Source organism: Actinomadura sp. K4S16 (genome assembly GCF_008327685.1).
Classification (GTDB): Bacteria; Actinomycetota; Actinomycetes; order Streptosporangiales; family Streptosporangiaceae; genus Spirillospora.
This window is the reverse complement of the sequence record NZ_BDDE01000010.1, coordinates 188,316-203,190: the sequence shown is the minus strand read 5'-3', so window position 1 is coordinate 203,190 and position 14,875 is coordinate 188,316. Positions and strand designations below refer to the sequence as shown.

General features: G+C 75.5%; 17 protein-coding genes. 10 read left to right on the top strand and 7 right to left on the bottom strand.

All coding sequences use genetic code 11. The annotated features are described in order from the left end of the window. Position 1: 1 nt before the first annotated feature. From K4S16_RS01675 to K4S16_RS01655, 5 genes are all read right to left on the bottom strand, one after another. Positions 2-865 carry an FAD/NAD(P)-binding protein gene (locus K4S16_RS01675; protein ID WP_235036499.1) on the bottom strand — a complete coding sequence of 288 codons (864 nt, stop codon included), beginning with the start codon at positions 863-865 and terminating at the stop codon, positions 2-4. Continuing rightward, positions 862-1,344 (bottom strand): cyclic nucleotide-binding domain-containing protein, encoded by a 483-nt coding sequence (locus K4S16_RS01670; RefSeq protein WP_200841636.1) that lies wholly within the window; start codon positions 1,342-1,344, stop codon positions 862-864. Before K4S16_RS01670 ends, K4S16_RS01675 begins: the two co-directional genes overlap by 4 nt. 93 nt (positions 1,345-1,437) lie before the next feature. Beyond that, complete coding sequence (locus K4S16_RS01665) at positions 1,438-1,752, bottom strand: hypothetical protein (protein ID WP_149257021.1); 315 nt, start codon at positions 1,750-1,752, stop codon at positions 1,438-1,440. A 117-nt stretch (positions 1,753-1,869) separates the two neighbouring features. Continuing rightward, positions 1,870-2,493 carry a class F sortase gene (locus K4S16_RS01660; RefSeq protein WP_149257020.1) on the bottom strand — a complete coding sequence of 208 codons (624 nt, stop codon included), beginning with the start codon at positions 2,491-2,493 and terminating at the stop codon, positions 1,870-1,872. 1 nt (position 2,494) lies between these two features. After that, on the bottom strand, positions 2,495-3,058 hold the full coding sequence (locus K4S16_RS01655) for a hypothetical protein (RefSeq protein WP_149257019.1): 564 nt from the start codon (positions 3,056-3,058) through the stop codon (positions 2,495-2,497). A 318-nt stretch (positions 3,059-3,376) separates the two neighbouring features. On the opposite strand from K4S16_RS01655, the gene K4S16_RS01650 reads away from it, so the two are divergent. Then, positions 3,377-4,228 carry a universal stress protein gene (locus K4S16_RS01650; protein WP_149257018.1) on the top strand — a complete coding sequence of 284 codons (852 nt, stop codon included), beginning with the start codon at positions 3,377-3,379 and terminating at the stop codon, positions 4,226-4,228. Positions 4,229-4,243: 15 nt separating this feature from the next. On the opposite strand, the gene K4S16_RS01645 is transcribed toward K4S16_RS01650, so the two are convergent. Further along, positions 4,244-5,596, bottom strand: a complete 1,353-nt coding sequence (locus K4S16_RS01645; protein ID WP_149257017.1) for a nicotinate phosphoribosyltransferase — start codon at positions 5,594-5,596, stop codon at positions 4,244-4,246. 212 nt (positions 5,597-5,808) lie between these two features. On the opposite strand from K4S16_RS01645, the gene K4S16_RS01640 reads away from it, so the two are divergent. The 8 genes from K4S16_RS01640 to K4S16_RS01605 all read left to right on the top strand — a co-directional run bounded on the left by K4S16_RS01640 (position 5,809) and on the right by K4S16_RS01605 (position 13,310). Next, positions 5,809-6,057: a DUF1876 domain-containing protein gene (locus tag K4S16_RS01640; protein ID WP_149257016.1), complete on the top strand. Its 249-nt coding sequence runs from the start codon at positions 5,809-5,811 to the stop codon at positions 6,055-6,057. Positions 6,058-6,097: 40 nt separating this feature from the next. Further along, the gene (gene acsA / locus K4S16_RS01635; protein ID WP_149257015.1) at positions 6,098-7,873 is read left to right on the top strand and encodes an acetate--CoA ligase; all 1,776 of its coding nucleotides are present in this window, start codon (positions 6,098-6,100) and stop codon (positions 7,871-7,873) included. Next, on the top strand, positions 7,870-8,919 hold the full coding sequence (gene pdhA, locus K4S16_RS01630; RefSeq protein ID WP_200841635.1) for a pyruvate dehydrogenase (acetyl-transferring) E1 component subunit alpha: 1,050 nt from the start codon (positions 7,870-7,872) through the stop codon (positions 8,917-8,919). The genes acsA and pdhA overlap by 4 nt, the downstream gene beginning before the upstream one ends. Next, positions 8,919-9,947, top strand: coding sequence for an alpha-ketoacid dehydrogenase subunit beta (locus K4S16_RS01625; RefSeq protein ID WP_149257014.1), 1,029 nt, complete (start codon positions 8,919-8,921; stop codon positions 9,945-9,947). Before pdhA ends, K4S16_RS01625 begins: the two co-directional genes overlap by 1 nt. After that, complete coding sequence (locus K4S16_RS01620) at positions 9,940-11,313, top strand: dihydrolipoamide acetyltransferase family protein (protein WP_149257013.1); 1,374 nt, start codon at positions 9,940-9,942, stop codon at positions 11,311-11,313. Before K4S16_RS01625 ends, K4S16_RS01620 begins: the two co-directional genes overlap by 8 nt. Continuing rightward, entirely contained in the window at positions 11,310-11,552 is a 243-nt protein-coding gene (locus tag K4S16_RS01615) for an acyl carrier protein (protein WP_149257012.1), read from the top strand. Before K4S16_RS01620 ends, K4S16_RS01615 begins: the two co-directional genes overlap by 4 nt. 123 nt (positions 11,553-11,675) lie before the next feature. Then, positions 11,676-12,314, top strand: a complete 639-nt coding sequence (locus K4S16_RS01610; protein WP_160160837.1) for a phosphoribosyltransferase family protein — start codon at positions 11,676-11,678, stop codon at positions 12,312-12,314. 141 nt (positions 12,315-12,455) lie between these two features. Then, the gene (locus tag K4S16_RS01605; protein ID WP_308800773.1) at positions 12,456-13,310 is read left to right on the top strand and encodes a universal stress protein; all 855 of its coding nucleotides are present in this window, start codon (positions 12,456-12,458) and stop codon (positions 13,308-13,310) included. 16 nt (positions 13,311-13,326) lie between these two features. Here the strand turns inward: K4S16_RS01605 and K4S16_RS01600 are convergent, their stop codons facing one another. Further along, a complete protein-coding gene (locus K4S16_RS01600) occupies positions 13,327-14,265 on the bottom strand; it encodes a universal stress protein (RefSeq protein ID WP_149257009.1) in 939 nt (312 codons plus the stop codon). A 222-nt stretch (positions 14,266-14,487) separates the two neighbouring features. On the opposite strand from K4S16_RS01600, the gene K4S16_RS01595 reads away from it, so the two are divergent. After that, positions 14,488-14,820 (top strand): histidine kinase, encoded by a 333-nt coding sequence (locus K4S16_RS01595; protein WP_149257008.1) that lies wholly within the window; start codon positions 14,488-14,490, stop codon positions 14,818-14,820. Positions 14,821-14,875 lie beyond the last annotated feature (55 nt).

The following is a 14,875-nucleotide window of genomic DNA, read 5'->3' as shown; positions in this document are numbered from 1 at the left end:
GCTAAAGCTCCCTGACGGTCATGAGCGCTTCGGCGCGCGCATAGGGCACGACGGGCCCGTCCCGGCAGACCAGCAGCGGGCCGAGCTGGCAGTGCCCGCACCAGCCGACCCCGCACCGCATGTTGCGCTCCATCGACAGCCGGACGTTCCCGGGCGGCACCCCGAGGCCGGTGAGCGCCCGCCCGGTCAGGCGCATCATGATCTCCGGGCCGCAGACGAAGGCGGCGGTCCTGGCGGGGTCGACGTCCGCGGCGCCCGCCAGGGCGGTGATCACACCGACGTGGCCGGTCCAGCCGGCGTCCGGCCGGTCGACGGTCACCTCGACCTGGGCGCCGCGCGCCCGCCAGGCGTCCAGCTCTCCGGTGAACAGCAGGTCGCCGGGGGTCCGGGCGCCGACCAGGACCGCGACGCGGCCGAACGAGTCCCGCTCGGCCAGGGCCCGCAGCACCACCGGCCGCAGCGGGGCCAGGCCGATCCCGCCCCCGGCCACGACGAGGTCGTGTCCGCGGGCGCCGTCCAGCCCCCAACCGGTGCCGAGGGGGCCCCGCAGACCGAGGACCTCGCCGGGCCGCGTCCCGCACACGGCCCGGGTGACGGCGCCGACGGCCCGGACCGTCAGCTCCAGCACCGCTCCGGTCCTCCGCGACGGGGCGGCCCCCATGCCGGGCCCTATGCGGCTGAGGGAGATCGGCGCCTCGCCGATGCCGAACGCGTACGTCATCGTGAACTGGCCCGGCGCGGGCTCCGGAATCGGCTCCCCGACGGGCTCCAGCGCGAGCGTCACCGTGTCGGCGGTCTCCGCCCGCCGGGCCGTCACGCGGTACGGGACGGGTGCCATGGGGTGGTGCGCGGCGGCCGGGTTCACGCCGGCCGATCCGGGGCCGCGTACAGGTCCAGGACGCGGACCCGGGTGGCTTCGAGGCGGTCCAGCAGCACGGCGCCGAACCGCAGGGTCAGGTCGTAGCCGAGCCGGAGGTCGGCGGCGCACAGCTCCCGGACCTCGGCTCCCTCGAACCGCAGGGCCCGGACCGGGCCCAGGGAGACGGCGCCGAACCTCCAGATGTGCGGAGGGAACATCCACGACCATCCCAGCACGGAGGAGGGCGGCAGGGTCTCCACCACCACCGCGCCCCGTCCGGGGACCTGGAGATCGAGGGCCACCGTCCCGGAGCGCAGCAGCCAGAAGTGCCCGGCGGCCCAGCCCTCCTCGAAGAAGCGGTGCCCCGCCGGGACGTCCATCGCCGTGGCCGTCGCGGCCAGGGCGGCCAGGTGGCTGCCCGGCATGCCGGCGAAGAACCGCTCCTCGGCGAGCGTCTCGCGCGTGCCGCCGTTCGTTGCCTCCACCTGCCGTGACCTGCCCTTATGGCGGGCCGCGCATACCGCGGCGATGGTCAAGAACAGGGCCGGTCGAGAACAAGGGCGGAGTGGGGGACCGGGTCAGCGCGCCGTGCGCAGCAGTTCCCCGGCATCGGGGTCGGCGACGGGCAGGCCCGCGCCGTCGAAGACGACGGCCCCCGCCTCGTCGAGGGTCCCGCGCGAGAGCCGGTAGTGGTGGACGCACAGATGCAGGTCCACGGGCCGGTGGTCGCGGCCGGTGATCGGCAGGACCGCCACCACGGCGGGCTTGGCCAGGCAGCAGCACGCCCGGTCCGTGAGCCGCGGCACCACGGCCGGCGCGGGGGCCTCCCGTCCCGGCCGCCCGCTCCGGCCCGCGCGGCCGGCGATGGTCTGGGTCGAGAACTTCGTAGCCATGTCCTCACCGTCCCCGTCCACCGCGCCGGGGGGCAGGGCCGTCCCGACATCGATTCCGGGACCAACGGCCCACGCCCCCGGAGGACGCGGGTCGGCGCCCGCCGGCCCCGGAAGGCTTCATCCCGTGGAGCCGACGAGGACGCCGTAGGCGATGATGTTGTCCTTGTAGCTGCGCTTGACCGGGTCGAACTCGCCGCCGCAGGTCATCAGCCGGATCGTGGGGTCGGCCGTCGGGCCGTAGACGCGCTCGGTCGGGAACCTGGACTTCGGGACCTGCTCGACGGAGGCGATCCGGAAGACCGCCGTGCGGCCGTCCCGGCGCAGCACCCTGACCTGCGCCCCCGGCCTGAGGCGGCCGAGGTCGTAGAACACCGCGGGGCCCGACGCGCGGGTGTCGACGTGGCCGTAGAAGGCGGCCGGGCCGCGCTCGCCCGGCGCCGCGCCGCCGTTGTACCAACTGGTGAGCCCCGGTTGACTCAGTGACGGCTCCTGGACGGTGCCGTCGGGCTTCAGCCCCAGGGACAGGACCGGCGCGTCGACGCCGATGGCGGGGATCCGGATGCGGACGGGCGCCGAACGCGGCATCGCGCCGGCCGCCGGCGGGTTGGGTGAGGAACCGCCGGAGCCGCCTCCGGGCACGCCCGGGGGGCCGCCCCGGTCGAGCCCGAAGACGACCAGGACGACCCCGATGACGACGGCGGCGGCCGCGAGCGGCAGCCACACGCCGCCCCACCGGCGCATCTCACGCTCCGCCCTGGCGGCGCCGACGCAGCGCGAACGTGCCCGCCGCGGCACCGGTGCCGATCAGCAGCACCCCGCCGAGCAGGAACGGACCGGACACCGAGGTCGAGCCGCCACCGGTCTGCGGCGGGCCGGACGGCGTCGGGTTCGGGGCGGGACTCGTGGGCGCCGGGCTCGTCGGGGTCGGGCTGGGCGTCGTCGCCTGCGTGATCAGGAGCGAGGTCGACGCGCTGACCGCGGTCCCGTCGCAGAGCAGGTTGACGGCGTACTTGCCCGCCTTGGCCTCGGCGGAGGTCTTCAGCGTGAGCTTCGGCGCCCCGTTGAAGGCGCCGCCTCCCGCGAAGGCGTCGGACTTGACGACGGCCTTGGCCGTCCCGTCGGCGCAGACCGCCGCCACGGTCACCGGGGCGCCGCCGACGGGAACCGAGGCCGGGACGACGCTGACGGTCGCCGCGGGGGCCGGGGGAGTGGGTTCGCTCGTCGTGGGCGTCGGGCTCGGCTCGAAGGGAGCGAGCGCCAGCGCCGCCGTGAGCACGGGGGTGAGGGCGAGACCGAGGGGCAACATGATCCACCTCCTGCGCACCGCTCAGTGCGGGCGCCTGGTGCCGTTGGGGCCTTGCCTCACCAGTGCAGGCCGCCCGGCCTGGGGGCTTCAGGGACGAAGGTCAGATCGTTCGGGGACCAACGGCCCACCCCGGCAGGGCTCCCGCGGAGGGGGTTCCGGCGCTTCGGAGCCCAAGGCCTGCGAACCGGGAGGTCGGTTCGGGGGCGCCGGGGCGCCGAAGGTCCCGGCCGCGGCGGACCTTGGTCCCTGTCCCGCGCCCGCCGGTCCGGCCAAGGCTGGAAACCGGCCGGGAGTAGACGGGTGATCGCCGGAGGAGCCATGTCCGCACCGATCGTCGTGGGGACCGACGGGTCCGGCCCCGCGGGCCGGGCCGTCGACTGGGCGGCCGACGAGGCCGCGCTGCGGCACCGGCCGCTGCACATCGTCCACGTGGCGGAGATCTGGCCGTACCAGCTCCGCCGCTTCGCCCCGCCGGACGAGGCCGAACGCGTCTCGCCCGCCGGGCACGCGGTGCTGCTGGAGGCCGAGAACCGCGTCCGGGCGCGCCGTCCCGAGCTGCGGGTGACGACCGCCCTGGTCGTCAACGCTACGCAGGACGCGCTGCGCGACGAGGCGGAGAAGGCGTTCGAGCTGGTGCTCGGGCACCGCGGGCACGGCGGCTTCACCGGACTCCTGCTCGGCTCCACCACCCTGCGCATGGCCGGGCACACCGCCGCCCCCCTGGTGGTCGTCCGAGGGGAGGGCGACGGCCGCGGCGAGGTCGTGGTGGGCTACGACGTCGCAGAGGAGCCGGGGGACGCGCTGAGGTACGCCTTCGACGCGGCCGCCGCCCGCGGGGCGCGGCTGCGCGTGGTCCACGCGTGGCAGCTCTCGGTGGACATGGCCGAGGCCGGATACGCCATCGACGAGGAGCGCCTCAACGACGAGCGTCGGGCACGTGTCATCGAGGCCTACGCCCCGCTGTACGACAGGTATCCGCTGGTGGACGTGGTCAACGACGTCCTCGTCGGGCACCCCGTGTCCGAGCTCTGCAGGGTGTCGCGGACGGCGGACCTGGTCGTCCTCGGCGCGCACCCCCACCGCCTGGGCCTCTTCCGGCTCGGCTCCGTCGGCCACGGCGTGATCCATCACGCCGAGTGCCCGGTCGCCCTCGTCGGCCGGTTCGGTTAGGGCGCCGGCCCCAGGTCACCCGCCTTCGAGCGGGCCGCTCCCGGCGGCCCGGTATCCGGCGGCGAGCTCCTGGTAGAGCCGGTCCCGGGCGTCCTGGAGGCGCGTGCTCAGCCGGACGGGACGGGTCTCGGGCCCCCGGAGCCGCTTGACCCGGTCGGGCAGCGCGGCCAGGTCGGCGGCGCAGCGCTCGCGTGCGCGGTCGAGCGGCTCGGCGTCGGCGACGCGGCGTCCGGCCGCCATGACGGGGACGAGCAGCGGCTCCAGGCCTTCGGGGGCGGGCTCGTCCCGCAGCGCGACCACGTCCCCGTCCGCACTCCGGTAGACCTGCTTGGCGCACGGTGCGGTGATCTTGCCGGTGGACAGCTTCATCACCGGCCGGTCCTCGTAGGCGACGAGCTTGTAGGCGCTGTCGAGGTAGGGGGCGTCGGCGGACACGCCCATCTTCGTCCCCACCCCGTACACGTCGATCGGCGCGCCGGCGGCGGCGAGGTCCGCGATCCGGTACTCGTCGAGCCCGCCGCTGGCCACGATCCGCGTGCCCGTCATGCCGGCCTCGTCCAGCATCGAGCGGGCCTTGACCGCGAGGTCGCCGAGATCGCCGGAGTCGAGCCGGATCCCCGCCAGGGCCGGCAGCCCGGCCCGGCGGGCCGTCCGGATCGCGGCGGCGACCCCGCCGAGCGTGTCGTAGGTGTCGACCAGCAGCGTGGTGCGCTCGGGGAAGTCGGCCGAGAAGGCCGCGAACGCCTCGCCCTCGCCGGGGAAGGCCTCGACGTAGGAGTGGGCCATCGTGCCGGTCGCGGGGATGCCGTACCGCCGGGCGCCCTCGACGTTGCTGGTGCCGGCGAAGCCGGCGAGGTAGGAGGCCCGCGCGACGGCCATCGCGGCGTCGACCCCCTGCGTCCGGCGGAAGGAGAAGTCGATGACCGCCGCCCCGCCGGCCGCCCGCACGCAGCGGGCGGCCTTCGTGGCGACCGTGGACTGGAAGGTGATGTGGTTCAGCAGCACGGTCTCCACCAGCTGGGCCTCCGCGATCGGCGCGGTGACCTCGAGAAGGGGCTCGCCGGGGTAGACGACACGCCCCTCGGGCACGGCCCGGACGTCGCCGGTGAACCGCAGGCGCTCGAACGCCCGGAGCGAGGCGTCGTCCAGCCCCTGCTCGGCGGCCAGGTAGCCGAGGTCGTCCTCGGAGAAGCCGTAGTCCTCGACGAACGACAGGCAGTCCTCCAGGCCCGCGGAGATCAGGAATCCCCGGTCGGGCGGCAGCTTCCGGACGAAGAGGCTGAACGTGGCCGGTCCGGTCATGCCGCGGCGCAGATAGCTCGCCGCCATCGTCACCTCGTACAGGTCGGTCAGCAGTCCGCCGCTCATACGATCAGTCCTCGCGTGTCGGTCCGCGGCTGTACGGGTTGGACCCTGCCCGTCCCGGCCCGGTACGCCCGCCTCCGTCCGTCCCGCCCGGCGGGGCCGAAGGTCCCTTTCCGGAGGGCGCCGACCTCGGGATTCGGGACTTCCGCCCCTAGGGGCGCCGCCGGCCGCGCTCCAACGATGGAGGTTGAACGGCCGAGCGAAGGAGGTTCGCCATGAAGGCCAAGGAATGGAGCGTCGAGCTCTACATCACCGAGGACGGCCCGGACACCGTCGCGCACGCGGTCCTGATCAGCGGCGACAAGAAGACGACCGGGCGCGGGCAGGCGCGGCGCAACCCGGTCGACCGCGAGGTTCCGGAGATCGGCGACGAGCTCGCCGTCAGCCGGGCGCTGGCCGATCTTGCCGGCCGGCTCCAGGGCCTCGCGAGCAAGGACATCGCCCAGTTCGCAGGCCCCGCGTGAACGCCGCGAGACCGCGCTCTCTTCCGATGAGGTGAGCCGAATGGGCCGGCAACCCGTCACCAGGCCCGGCCGCCCGGGCCTCCCACCGAACCTGGACGACTACGAGAGGGTCTACGACCGCTTCCGCTGGGACGACGCGCGGGCCGCCATGGACGGCCTCCCGGGCGGGCGGGGGCTCAACATCGCCCATGAGGCGGTCGACCGGCACGCCGAGGGGCCGCTCGCCGACCGGGTGGCCCTGCGCTGCCTGGACCGCCACGACCGGGTCACGGAGCTCACCTACGCGCGGCTGCGGGACGAGACCTGCCGGTTCGCCAACGTGCTGCGCGCGCTCGGGGTGCACCGGGGGGACCGGGTGTTCTCGCTGCTGGGCCGCGTCCCGGAGCTCTACGTGGCGGCGCTCGGGACGCTGAAGAACACCAGTGTCCTCTCGCCGCTGTTCCCCGCGTTCGGGCCGGAGCCGATCCGCGACCGGCTCCGGCTCGGCGACGGGAAGGTGCTGGTCACCAGCCCCGAGCTGTACACGAGGAAGATCGCCCAGATCCGGGACGAGCTGCCGGGGCTGGAGCACGTGCTGGTCGTCGGCGGCTACGAGGCGCCGCCCGGCACGGTCTCCTACCAGGAGATCATGGACGACGTCGCCCCGGTCTTCGAGATACCGCCGACCGACCCGCAGGACATGGCGCTGCTGCACTTCACCAGCGGCACCACGGGACGGCCCAAGGGCGCGGTGCACGTCCACGAGGCGGTCGTGGCGCACCACGCGACCGCGGCCTTCGCGCTGGATCTGCGCCAGGGGGACGTGTTCTGGTGCACGGCCGACCCGGGCTGGGTCACGGGCACCTCCTACGGGATCGTCGCCCCGCTCACCCACGGGGCGACGCTGCTGGTGGACGCCGCGGAGTTCGACGTGCGGCGCTGGTACCGGATCCTGGAGGAGCAGCGGGTCTCGGTCTGGTACACGGCGCCGACGGCGCTGCGGATGCTCATGCGTTACGGGGCCGAGCCGGCGCGCGCCCACGACCTGTCCGCCCTGCGGTTCGTCGCCAGCGTGGGGGAGCCGCTCAACCCCGAGGCCGTCGTGTGGGGCGTGACGGCCTTCGGGCTGCCCGTGCACGACAACTGGTGGCAGACCGAGACCGGCGCGATCATGATCAGCAACTACGCGTCCATGGAGATCAGGCCCGGCTCGATGGGGCGTCCGGTGCCCGGCGTGGAGGTCGGGCTGCTGGAGCGCGGCCCGGACGGGCGCGCACGGGTGTCGGCCGACGGAACGGTGGCGGTGGCGCGCGGTCCGGAGGCCGAAGGCGAGCTCGCGCTGCGGCCCGGATGGCCGTCGATGTTCCGCGGCTACCTGCACGACGACGCGCGCTACGCCAAGGCGTTCGCCGGCGGCTGGTACCTCACCGGGGACATCGCCCGCCGGGACGCCGACGGCTACTACTGGTTCGTCGCCCGCGCGGACGACGTGATCAAGTCGGCCGGGCACCTCATCGGGCCGTTCGAGGTCGAGAGCGCGCTGATGGAGCACGAGGCCGTCGCCGAGGCGGGGGTCATCGGCAGGCCGGACCCGGTCGCGGGGGAGGTCGTCAAGGCGTTCGTGACCCTGCGGCCCGGCTACGAGGCGGACGAGGCGATGCGCCGCGAGCTGATCGCGTTCGGCCGCCGCAGGCTGGCGTCCCTGGCGCCCAAGGAGATCGCGTTCGACCGGCACCTCCCGCACACCCGCTCGGGCAAGGTGATGCGCCGGCTGCTGAAGGCGCGCGAGCTCGGGCTTCCCGAAGGGGACGTGTCGACACTGGAGCGGAGCCCATGACCAGGAAGAAGAGGACCGAGCCCGGCGGCGCCGCCGGAGGGGGCGGCGGCCGGGCGGCGGACGCGGCGGCGCGGGAGGCGGCGGCGAAGCAGCGCCGCGGCCTGCTGCACGAGATGCTGCGCATCCGGCGCTTCGAGGAGCGCTGCGTCGAGCTGTACAGCGCGGCCGAGATCCGCGGGTTCATGCACCTGTACATCGGTGAGGAGGCCGTCGCCGCCGGGGTGATGCCGGCGCTCGGGCCGCAGGACGCCGTCGTCACCACCTACCGCGAGCACGGGCACGCCCTCGCGCGCGGGATCCCGGCCGAGGCGGTCATGGCGGAGATGTTCGGCCGGGTCACCGGCTGCAGCCGCGGCCGCGGCGGCTCGATGCACCTGTTCGACGCGGCGACCCGGTTCTACGGAGGCAACGCCATCGTGGCCGGCGGGCTGCCGCTCGCGGTCGGGCTGGCGCTCGCCGACCGGATGCGCGGCGACGAGCGCGTCACGGCGTGCTTCCTCGGGGACGGGGCCGCCGCCGAGGGCGAGTTCCACGAGTGCCTGAACCTGGCCGCGCTGTGGCGGCTGCCGGTCCTGTTCGTCTGCGAGAACAACCGGTACGCGATGGGGACCGCGCTCGCCCGCGAGCACGCCGAGACCGACCTGGCCCTGCGCGCCTCGTCCTACGGCCTGGTGTCGTGGGCCGTCGACGGCATGGACGTGCTCGCGGTCTCCGCGGCCGCGCGGCGGGCGGCCGAGTCGGTGCGCTGGGGCGGGGGCCCGCACTTCCTGGAGATGCGCACCTACCGGTACCGCGCCCACTCGATGTACGACCCGGACCGCTACCGCGCCAAGGCCGAGATCGAGGAGTGGAAGCGCCACGACCCGATCGACGCCCTGGCCGCCCGGCTGCGCGCCGACGGCGACCTCGGCGAGGACGACCTCACCGCGATGGACAAGGAGATCGCCGCCGAGATCGACGGCGCGGTGGAGGCGGCGCGGAAGGCGCCGCTGGAGCCGGTCGCCGACCTGGCGCGCTTCGTCTACTCGGAGAAGGCGGTGCGGTGATGACCACCACCCAGGCGCGGTCCGGCGCGCCCGCGCCCGCCGAGCACGGCGGGACCACGTACCGCGAAGCCATGCGGGCGGCCCTGCGGGAGGCGCTGGCGAAGGACGAGCGCGTGTTCCTGATGGGCGAGGACGTGGGGCGCTACGGCGGCTGCTTCGCGGTCAGCCTCGGCCTGCTGGAGGAGTTCGGGCCCGAGCGGATCCGCGACACGCCCCTGTCGGAGTCGGCGTTCGTCGGCGCGGGCATCGGCGCGGCCCTCGCCGGGATGCGCCCCGTCGTGGAGATCATGACGGTCAACTTCAGCCTGCTCGCGCTGGACCAGATCCTCAACAACGCGGCGACGCTGTCGCACATGTCCGGCGGGCAGTTCGGCGTCCCGCTGGTCATCCGGATGACCACCGGGGCGGGCCGGCAGCTGGCCGCCCAGCACTCGCACAGCCTCGAAGGCTGGTACACCCACATCCCCGGCCTGCGGATCGTCGCCCCCGCGACCCTGGAGGACGCCCGCGGCATGCTGTGGACCGCGCTGGAGGACCCCGATCCCGTGCTGCTCTTCGAGCACGGGTCGCTGTACGGGATGTCCGGCGAGCTGCCGCCAGGCGCGGGCGCGGTGGACATCGACCGCGCGGCGGTGCGCCGGGCCGGCGCGGACGTCAGCCTGATCACCTACGGCGGGACCCTTCACAAGACCCTGGAGGCCGCCGAGACGCTCGCCGCCGAGGGCGTCGAGGCCGAGGTCGTCGACCTGCGGTCGCTGCGCCCGCTGGACGACGCCACGATCATGGACTCGGTCCGCCGCACCCACCGCGCCGTGGTCGTGGACGAGGCGTGGCGGTCGGGGAGCCTGTCCGCGGAGATCAGCGCCCGCATCACCGAGCAGGTGTTCTACGACCTCGACGCGCCCGTCGCCCGCGTCTGCGGCGCCGAGATCCCCATCCCCTACCCCCGGCACCTGGAGGAGGCCGCGCTGCCGCAGCCGGACGACGTCGTCGCCGCCGCGCACCGGGTGGTGAGCGGCGATGCCTGACTTCACGATGCCCTCCCTCGGCGCCGACATGGACCGCGGCACCCTCACCGAATGGCTGGTCAAGCCCGGAGACCGGGTGCACAGGGGCGACACCGTCGCCGTCGTCGAGACCGACAAGGCCGACATCGAGGTCGAGTGCTTCGACGACGGCGTGGTCGACGCCCTCCTCGTCGAGCCCGGCGCCAGCGTGCCGGTCGGGACCCCGCTCGCCCGGCTGAGCTCGACGGCGGCGCCGCCGGGCGGCGCGCTCCCTCCCGCCCCTCCCGCCGCTCCCGAGCCGTCCGGCGCCGCGGCGCCCGCGGCGGGCCCGGCGCGGGAGCGGAGGAAGCCGTCCCGTGCTCCCGCGCACCGGCGGGCGGCGACCCCGCTCGTCCGGCGCCTCGCCGAGGAGCGGGGCGTCGACCTGGCGTCGGTGCACGGCACGGGGCACGACGGCAGGATCATTCGCGCCGACGTCGAGAGGGCGACCCGCCCGGCGGGCCGGCCGAAGGCGTCGCCCCTGGCCCGCCGGATCGCCGGCGAGCTCGACGTCGACCTGGGCCGGGTGCGCGGGTCGGGTGCCCACGGCGCCATCCGGGCCGACGACGTCCGCGCCGCTGCGGGCGGCCCGCGCCCGGCCGCCGAAGCGCACCCCGCCGCCGAACCGCACCCGGCCGCCGAACCGCGGAGGGCGGCCCCCGCACGGCCCGCGGCGGCGGACAAGCAGGCCGCGATGCGGCGGGCGATCGGCGAGCTGATGGCCCGGAGCAAGCGCGAGATCCCGCACTACTACCTCGGCACCACCATCGACATGGGCGCCGCGACGGCCTGGCTCCAGGCGCGCAACCGCGAACTCCCGGTGTCGGGGCGGATCCTCCCGGCCGCGCTGCTGCTCAAGGCCGGTGCGCTGGCGGCGCGGGAGGTCCCCGAACTCAACGGCCACTGGCTCGACGAGGCGTTCGTCCCCGGAGAGGGCGTCCACCTCGGCATCGTCACCGCGCTGCGCGGCGGCGGGCTGGTGACACCGACCCTGCGCGGCGCCGACGAGCTGTCCCTGGACGACCTGATGGCCGCGCTGAAGGAGATGCTCGTCCGCGCCCGGACGGGCCGGCTGCGCGGGTCCGAGCTGAGCGACGCGACGATCACCGTCACCAACCTGGGCGACCGGGGCGTGGAGTCGGTGACCGGCGTCATCTTCCCGCCGCAGGTGGCCCTGCTCGGCTTCGGCAGGATCGTCCAGCGGCCGTGGGCGGTGGACGGGCTGCTGGGCGTCCGCCCGGTGGTCACCGCCACGCTGGCCGCCGACCACAGGGCCACCGACGGCCACACGGGCGCGCGCCTCCTGGAGGCCGTGGACCGGCTGCTGCAGAGCCCGGAGGAGCTATGACACCCCGAGAGGCACGCGACCTGGCCGCCCGCTCGCTGGAGAAGGCGGCCCCCGACGTCGACGCCGCGACCGTCGGCGGGGACGCCGACCTGCGCGAGGACCTCGGCCTCGACTCGCTCGACTTCCTCGGCTTCGTCGAGGGGCTGAGCGACGGCTCGGGCCTGCGCATCGACGAGGACGACTACCCGGAGCTGGCCACCCTGGACGGCTGCGTCGCCTACCTGACCCGCCGCACCTGACGCCCGCGGGCCCTCGGCGGGGCCGGGACGAAGGTCGGGCCGAGGCGGGCCGATGCGCCCTGGAACGCCGGAGGCCCGCACCGGATGCTGGTGGGTGGAACGGCCAGGAGCGAGGTGGGGGCGATGTACTCCGATCGGCGGGACGCGGGACGGCAGCTCGTTGCGAACCTGCGGCGGTACACGGGCGGGGACGTGCGGGTCCTGGGCCTCGCGGGGGGCGGTGTCCTCGTGGCGGCCGAGGCCGCCGCGCTGCTCGGCTGCGCGTTGGACGTGCTGGTGGTGCGCGAGTTCGCCGTCCCGGGGATTCCCGGCGTCGTGGGCGCGGTCGGCGAGGGCCGGGCGCGCGTCCTGGACGAGGACGCCGTCCGGCGGTCCGCGGCCGGCGAGGGGCGGATCGGGGAGCTGGAACGGGCCGCCCGCGTCGAGGCGCGGGCGCTCGGGCTCCGGCTGCGCGGGGGGCGCCCGCGCCTGCCGCTGGCCGGCCGGGACGTCATCGTCGTCGACGACGGCGCGGCCTCCCGCCCGGTCGCGGAGGCAGCGTGCCGCGACGCCCGTGCGCAGGGCGCGGGGCGGGTCGTCTTCGCCGTGCCCGCGGCGGCGCCCGCCACGCTCGACCGCCTGTGGACCGTCGCCGACGAGGTGGTCTGCCCGCTCTCGCCGACGTTCTTCGTCGCCGCGAGCGACTTCTACCTGGACTTCGCGCCGGTCTCCGAGGCCGAGTCCGCCCGGCTGCTCGAACGGGCGGCCGAGCACACGGCATGAGCCCGCCCCCGGCGCGCCGGGGCGGGCTCGACCCGCCCGCGGGGAGCGCGGTCCTTTTCCGGGGGGCGGAACGGGGCAGCATCTCGTTGAGGCGGTGTCCTCGCAGGTACGCGGCGCGGACTCGCGGTTGGGGGGATTGTTGTGAACGGTCCGATCTTGGTGGGGGTGGACGGGTCCGAGACCGGCACCCGGGCGCTGGACTGGGCGGCCGGCGAGGCCAGGGTCCGCAGGGTCGCCCTCCGCCTCCTGCACGCCCTCCCGCAGGTCCGCGGCGGCACGGCTCCCGGCATCGAGCAGGAGCCCGAGTGGGGTGCGGCGCGGCGGTTGCTGGACGAGGCCGAGGAGCGGGTGCGCAGGCGCATGGAGGGCGTCGAGACGTCGAGCGAACTGGTCGTCGACGACGCGGCGAGCGCGCTGGTCGCGCGCGCCCGGGACGCGGGGCTGGTGGTCGTCGGCACCCGTGGCAGCGGCGGCCTCGCCGGCCTCGTCCTCGGCTCCGTGGCCTTCAAGGTGGCGGCGCACGCGCCGGTCTCGGTGGCGCTCGCGCCGGCCCTGCGCGAGCCGACCACCGGCCATGCCGAGATCGTCGCCGGCGTGGACGGGCCGTCCACCGGGGCGGTGCTGGCCGAGGCCTTCCGTGAGGCGGCGCTCTGGCGGGCGCCGCTGCGGGTCGTCCACGCCTTCCGGTTCTTCCAGGTCCCCGATCCGGTGCACTCCGCCGAGCTCGCCGCGCTCCTGCGGCACCACCGGCAGGCGGCGGAGGCGCGGATCGAGGAGGCGCTGGCCGACTGGCGGACCCGGTTCCCCGAGGTCCAGGTCACCGCCGAGGTGGTCAACGACAGCCCCAGGAAGGCCCTGCTCCAGGTCTCGGCCGGCGCCCAGCTCGTCGTGGTCGGCCCTCATGACCACAGGGACCCGCTCATGCCGCTTGGATCGGTCGCCTACACGGTGATCCACCGGTGCGGCCGTCCGGTCCTCATCGCCCGGCCCGCGTGACGCGTGTTCGGGCTCTTCAGACCGTCCCGCCGCGCGCCGAGGCGCCCGCTGCCTCGGGCGTCCTGCCGCGTCCGGTCCCCTGCGCGGGCACCACCGCCACCGGGCAGGGCGCTTCCTGCAGCGCGGCCTGGGTGACCGGGCCCAGGAGCGTCTGGGGTCCGGCGCCGATCCCGCGCGCGCCCATGACCAGCAGCGCCGCGCCGTGGGCGGCGCCGAGCAGGGCCCGCCGCGGAGTGTCGACCATGAACTCGGTCTCCAGCCGCACCTGCGGGTACCGGGTCCGCCAGGGGGCGATGTCCTCCTCGAACCGCGCCATGGCCTCGCGCCTGATCACCTCGGGATCGCTGAAGGGGACGCGGTCCGGTCCGCGGAACGCGGAGGGGTCCCACCAGCTGCACACGGCCGTGACGGACGCGCCGCGCAGCGCGGCCTCCTCGAAGGCGAAGCCGATGGCCGACTCGGCGCCCGGCGAGCCGTCCACCCCGACGACGAGCCGCTCGCCGTCCGGTCGTGCGGGCGGCAGGTCCGGCCGGACGACGATGACCGGGCGATCGGCATGGGACGCCACCTGGACCGCGGTGGAGCCCACCGAGAGTCCCTCGAACCCGCCGTGCCCACGCGAGCCGAGCACGACCATGTCGGCCTCGCGGGACGCCTCCAGCAGCACGGCCGAGGCCCACCCCCGGTCCAGGCGCCAGCGGACGTCCAGGCCCTCGGCGAGGCCGTGGGCCTTGCGCACGCCGTCGTCCGCCACGATGGCCCCCGCGCCGCGGAGGACCTCCAGGGTGTCCTTGTCCGGCAGACGCAACGGATAGGGCCAGTGCCAGGCGTGGCAGACCGTGAGGGGCAGGCGGCGGGACAGAGCCTCCCGCACCCCCCAGCGGAGCGCCTCGTCGGCGGCGGGCGACCCGTCGTATCCGACCAGGACGGTGCCCGTCCTCTCTCGATCGTTCATGGCCGATCCCTCCCCCTGTCGGTGCGTCCAGCCTTCCCGGCGAGGAGAAGGCGCAGGTAGGGGCCGCTGTCCCCGGTTCGGGGGACCTTCGGCCCTCCGCTTCGACCACGGACGCCGGCCGCCGTGGAGCGGGCCCCCGAATTGTGGACAGAGTCGGCAAAACGCCTACAAACTCGGGCAGTGCGGGCGTGGCTCGCGGCGCGGTCCGGGTAGTTCTCCCAGATGACCTACCCGTCACCTGCGCCCGGGCGCGCCTACGGATCGGGTGACGCCGCCGGCCGTGCCCCGCCCGCCCAGCAGGCCGCCGATGCGCTCGCCCGGCAGCTGGGCTCCGACGCGCAGCGCGTGGCCCGCGACCTCGCCGACCAGATCACCCGCCGGCTGTTCGCCATCGGCCTCGAACTGAACGGCGCGCTGGCCCGCATCCAGGACCCGCGTGCCGGCCAGGGCGTCCAGGCGGCCCTGGCCGTACTGGACGACACCATCGCCGAACTGCGCCGCGTGGTCTTCGACCTGCGCACCGCCCCCCGGCACCCGGACGCACCGGACCGCTGAGGCCGCACCCCGCCGACCGGCGCGGGGAACCGGACCGCCTCCCGTCCTCAGGACG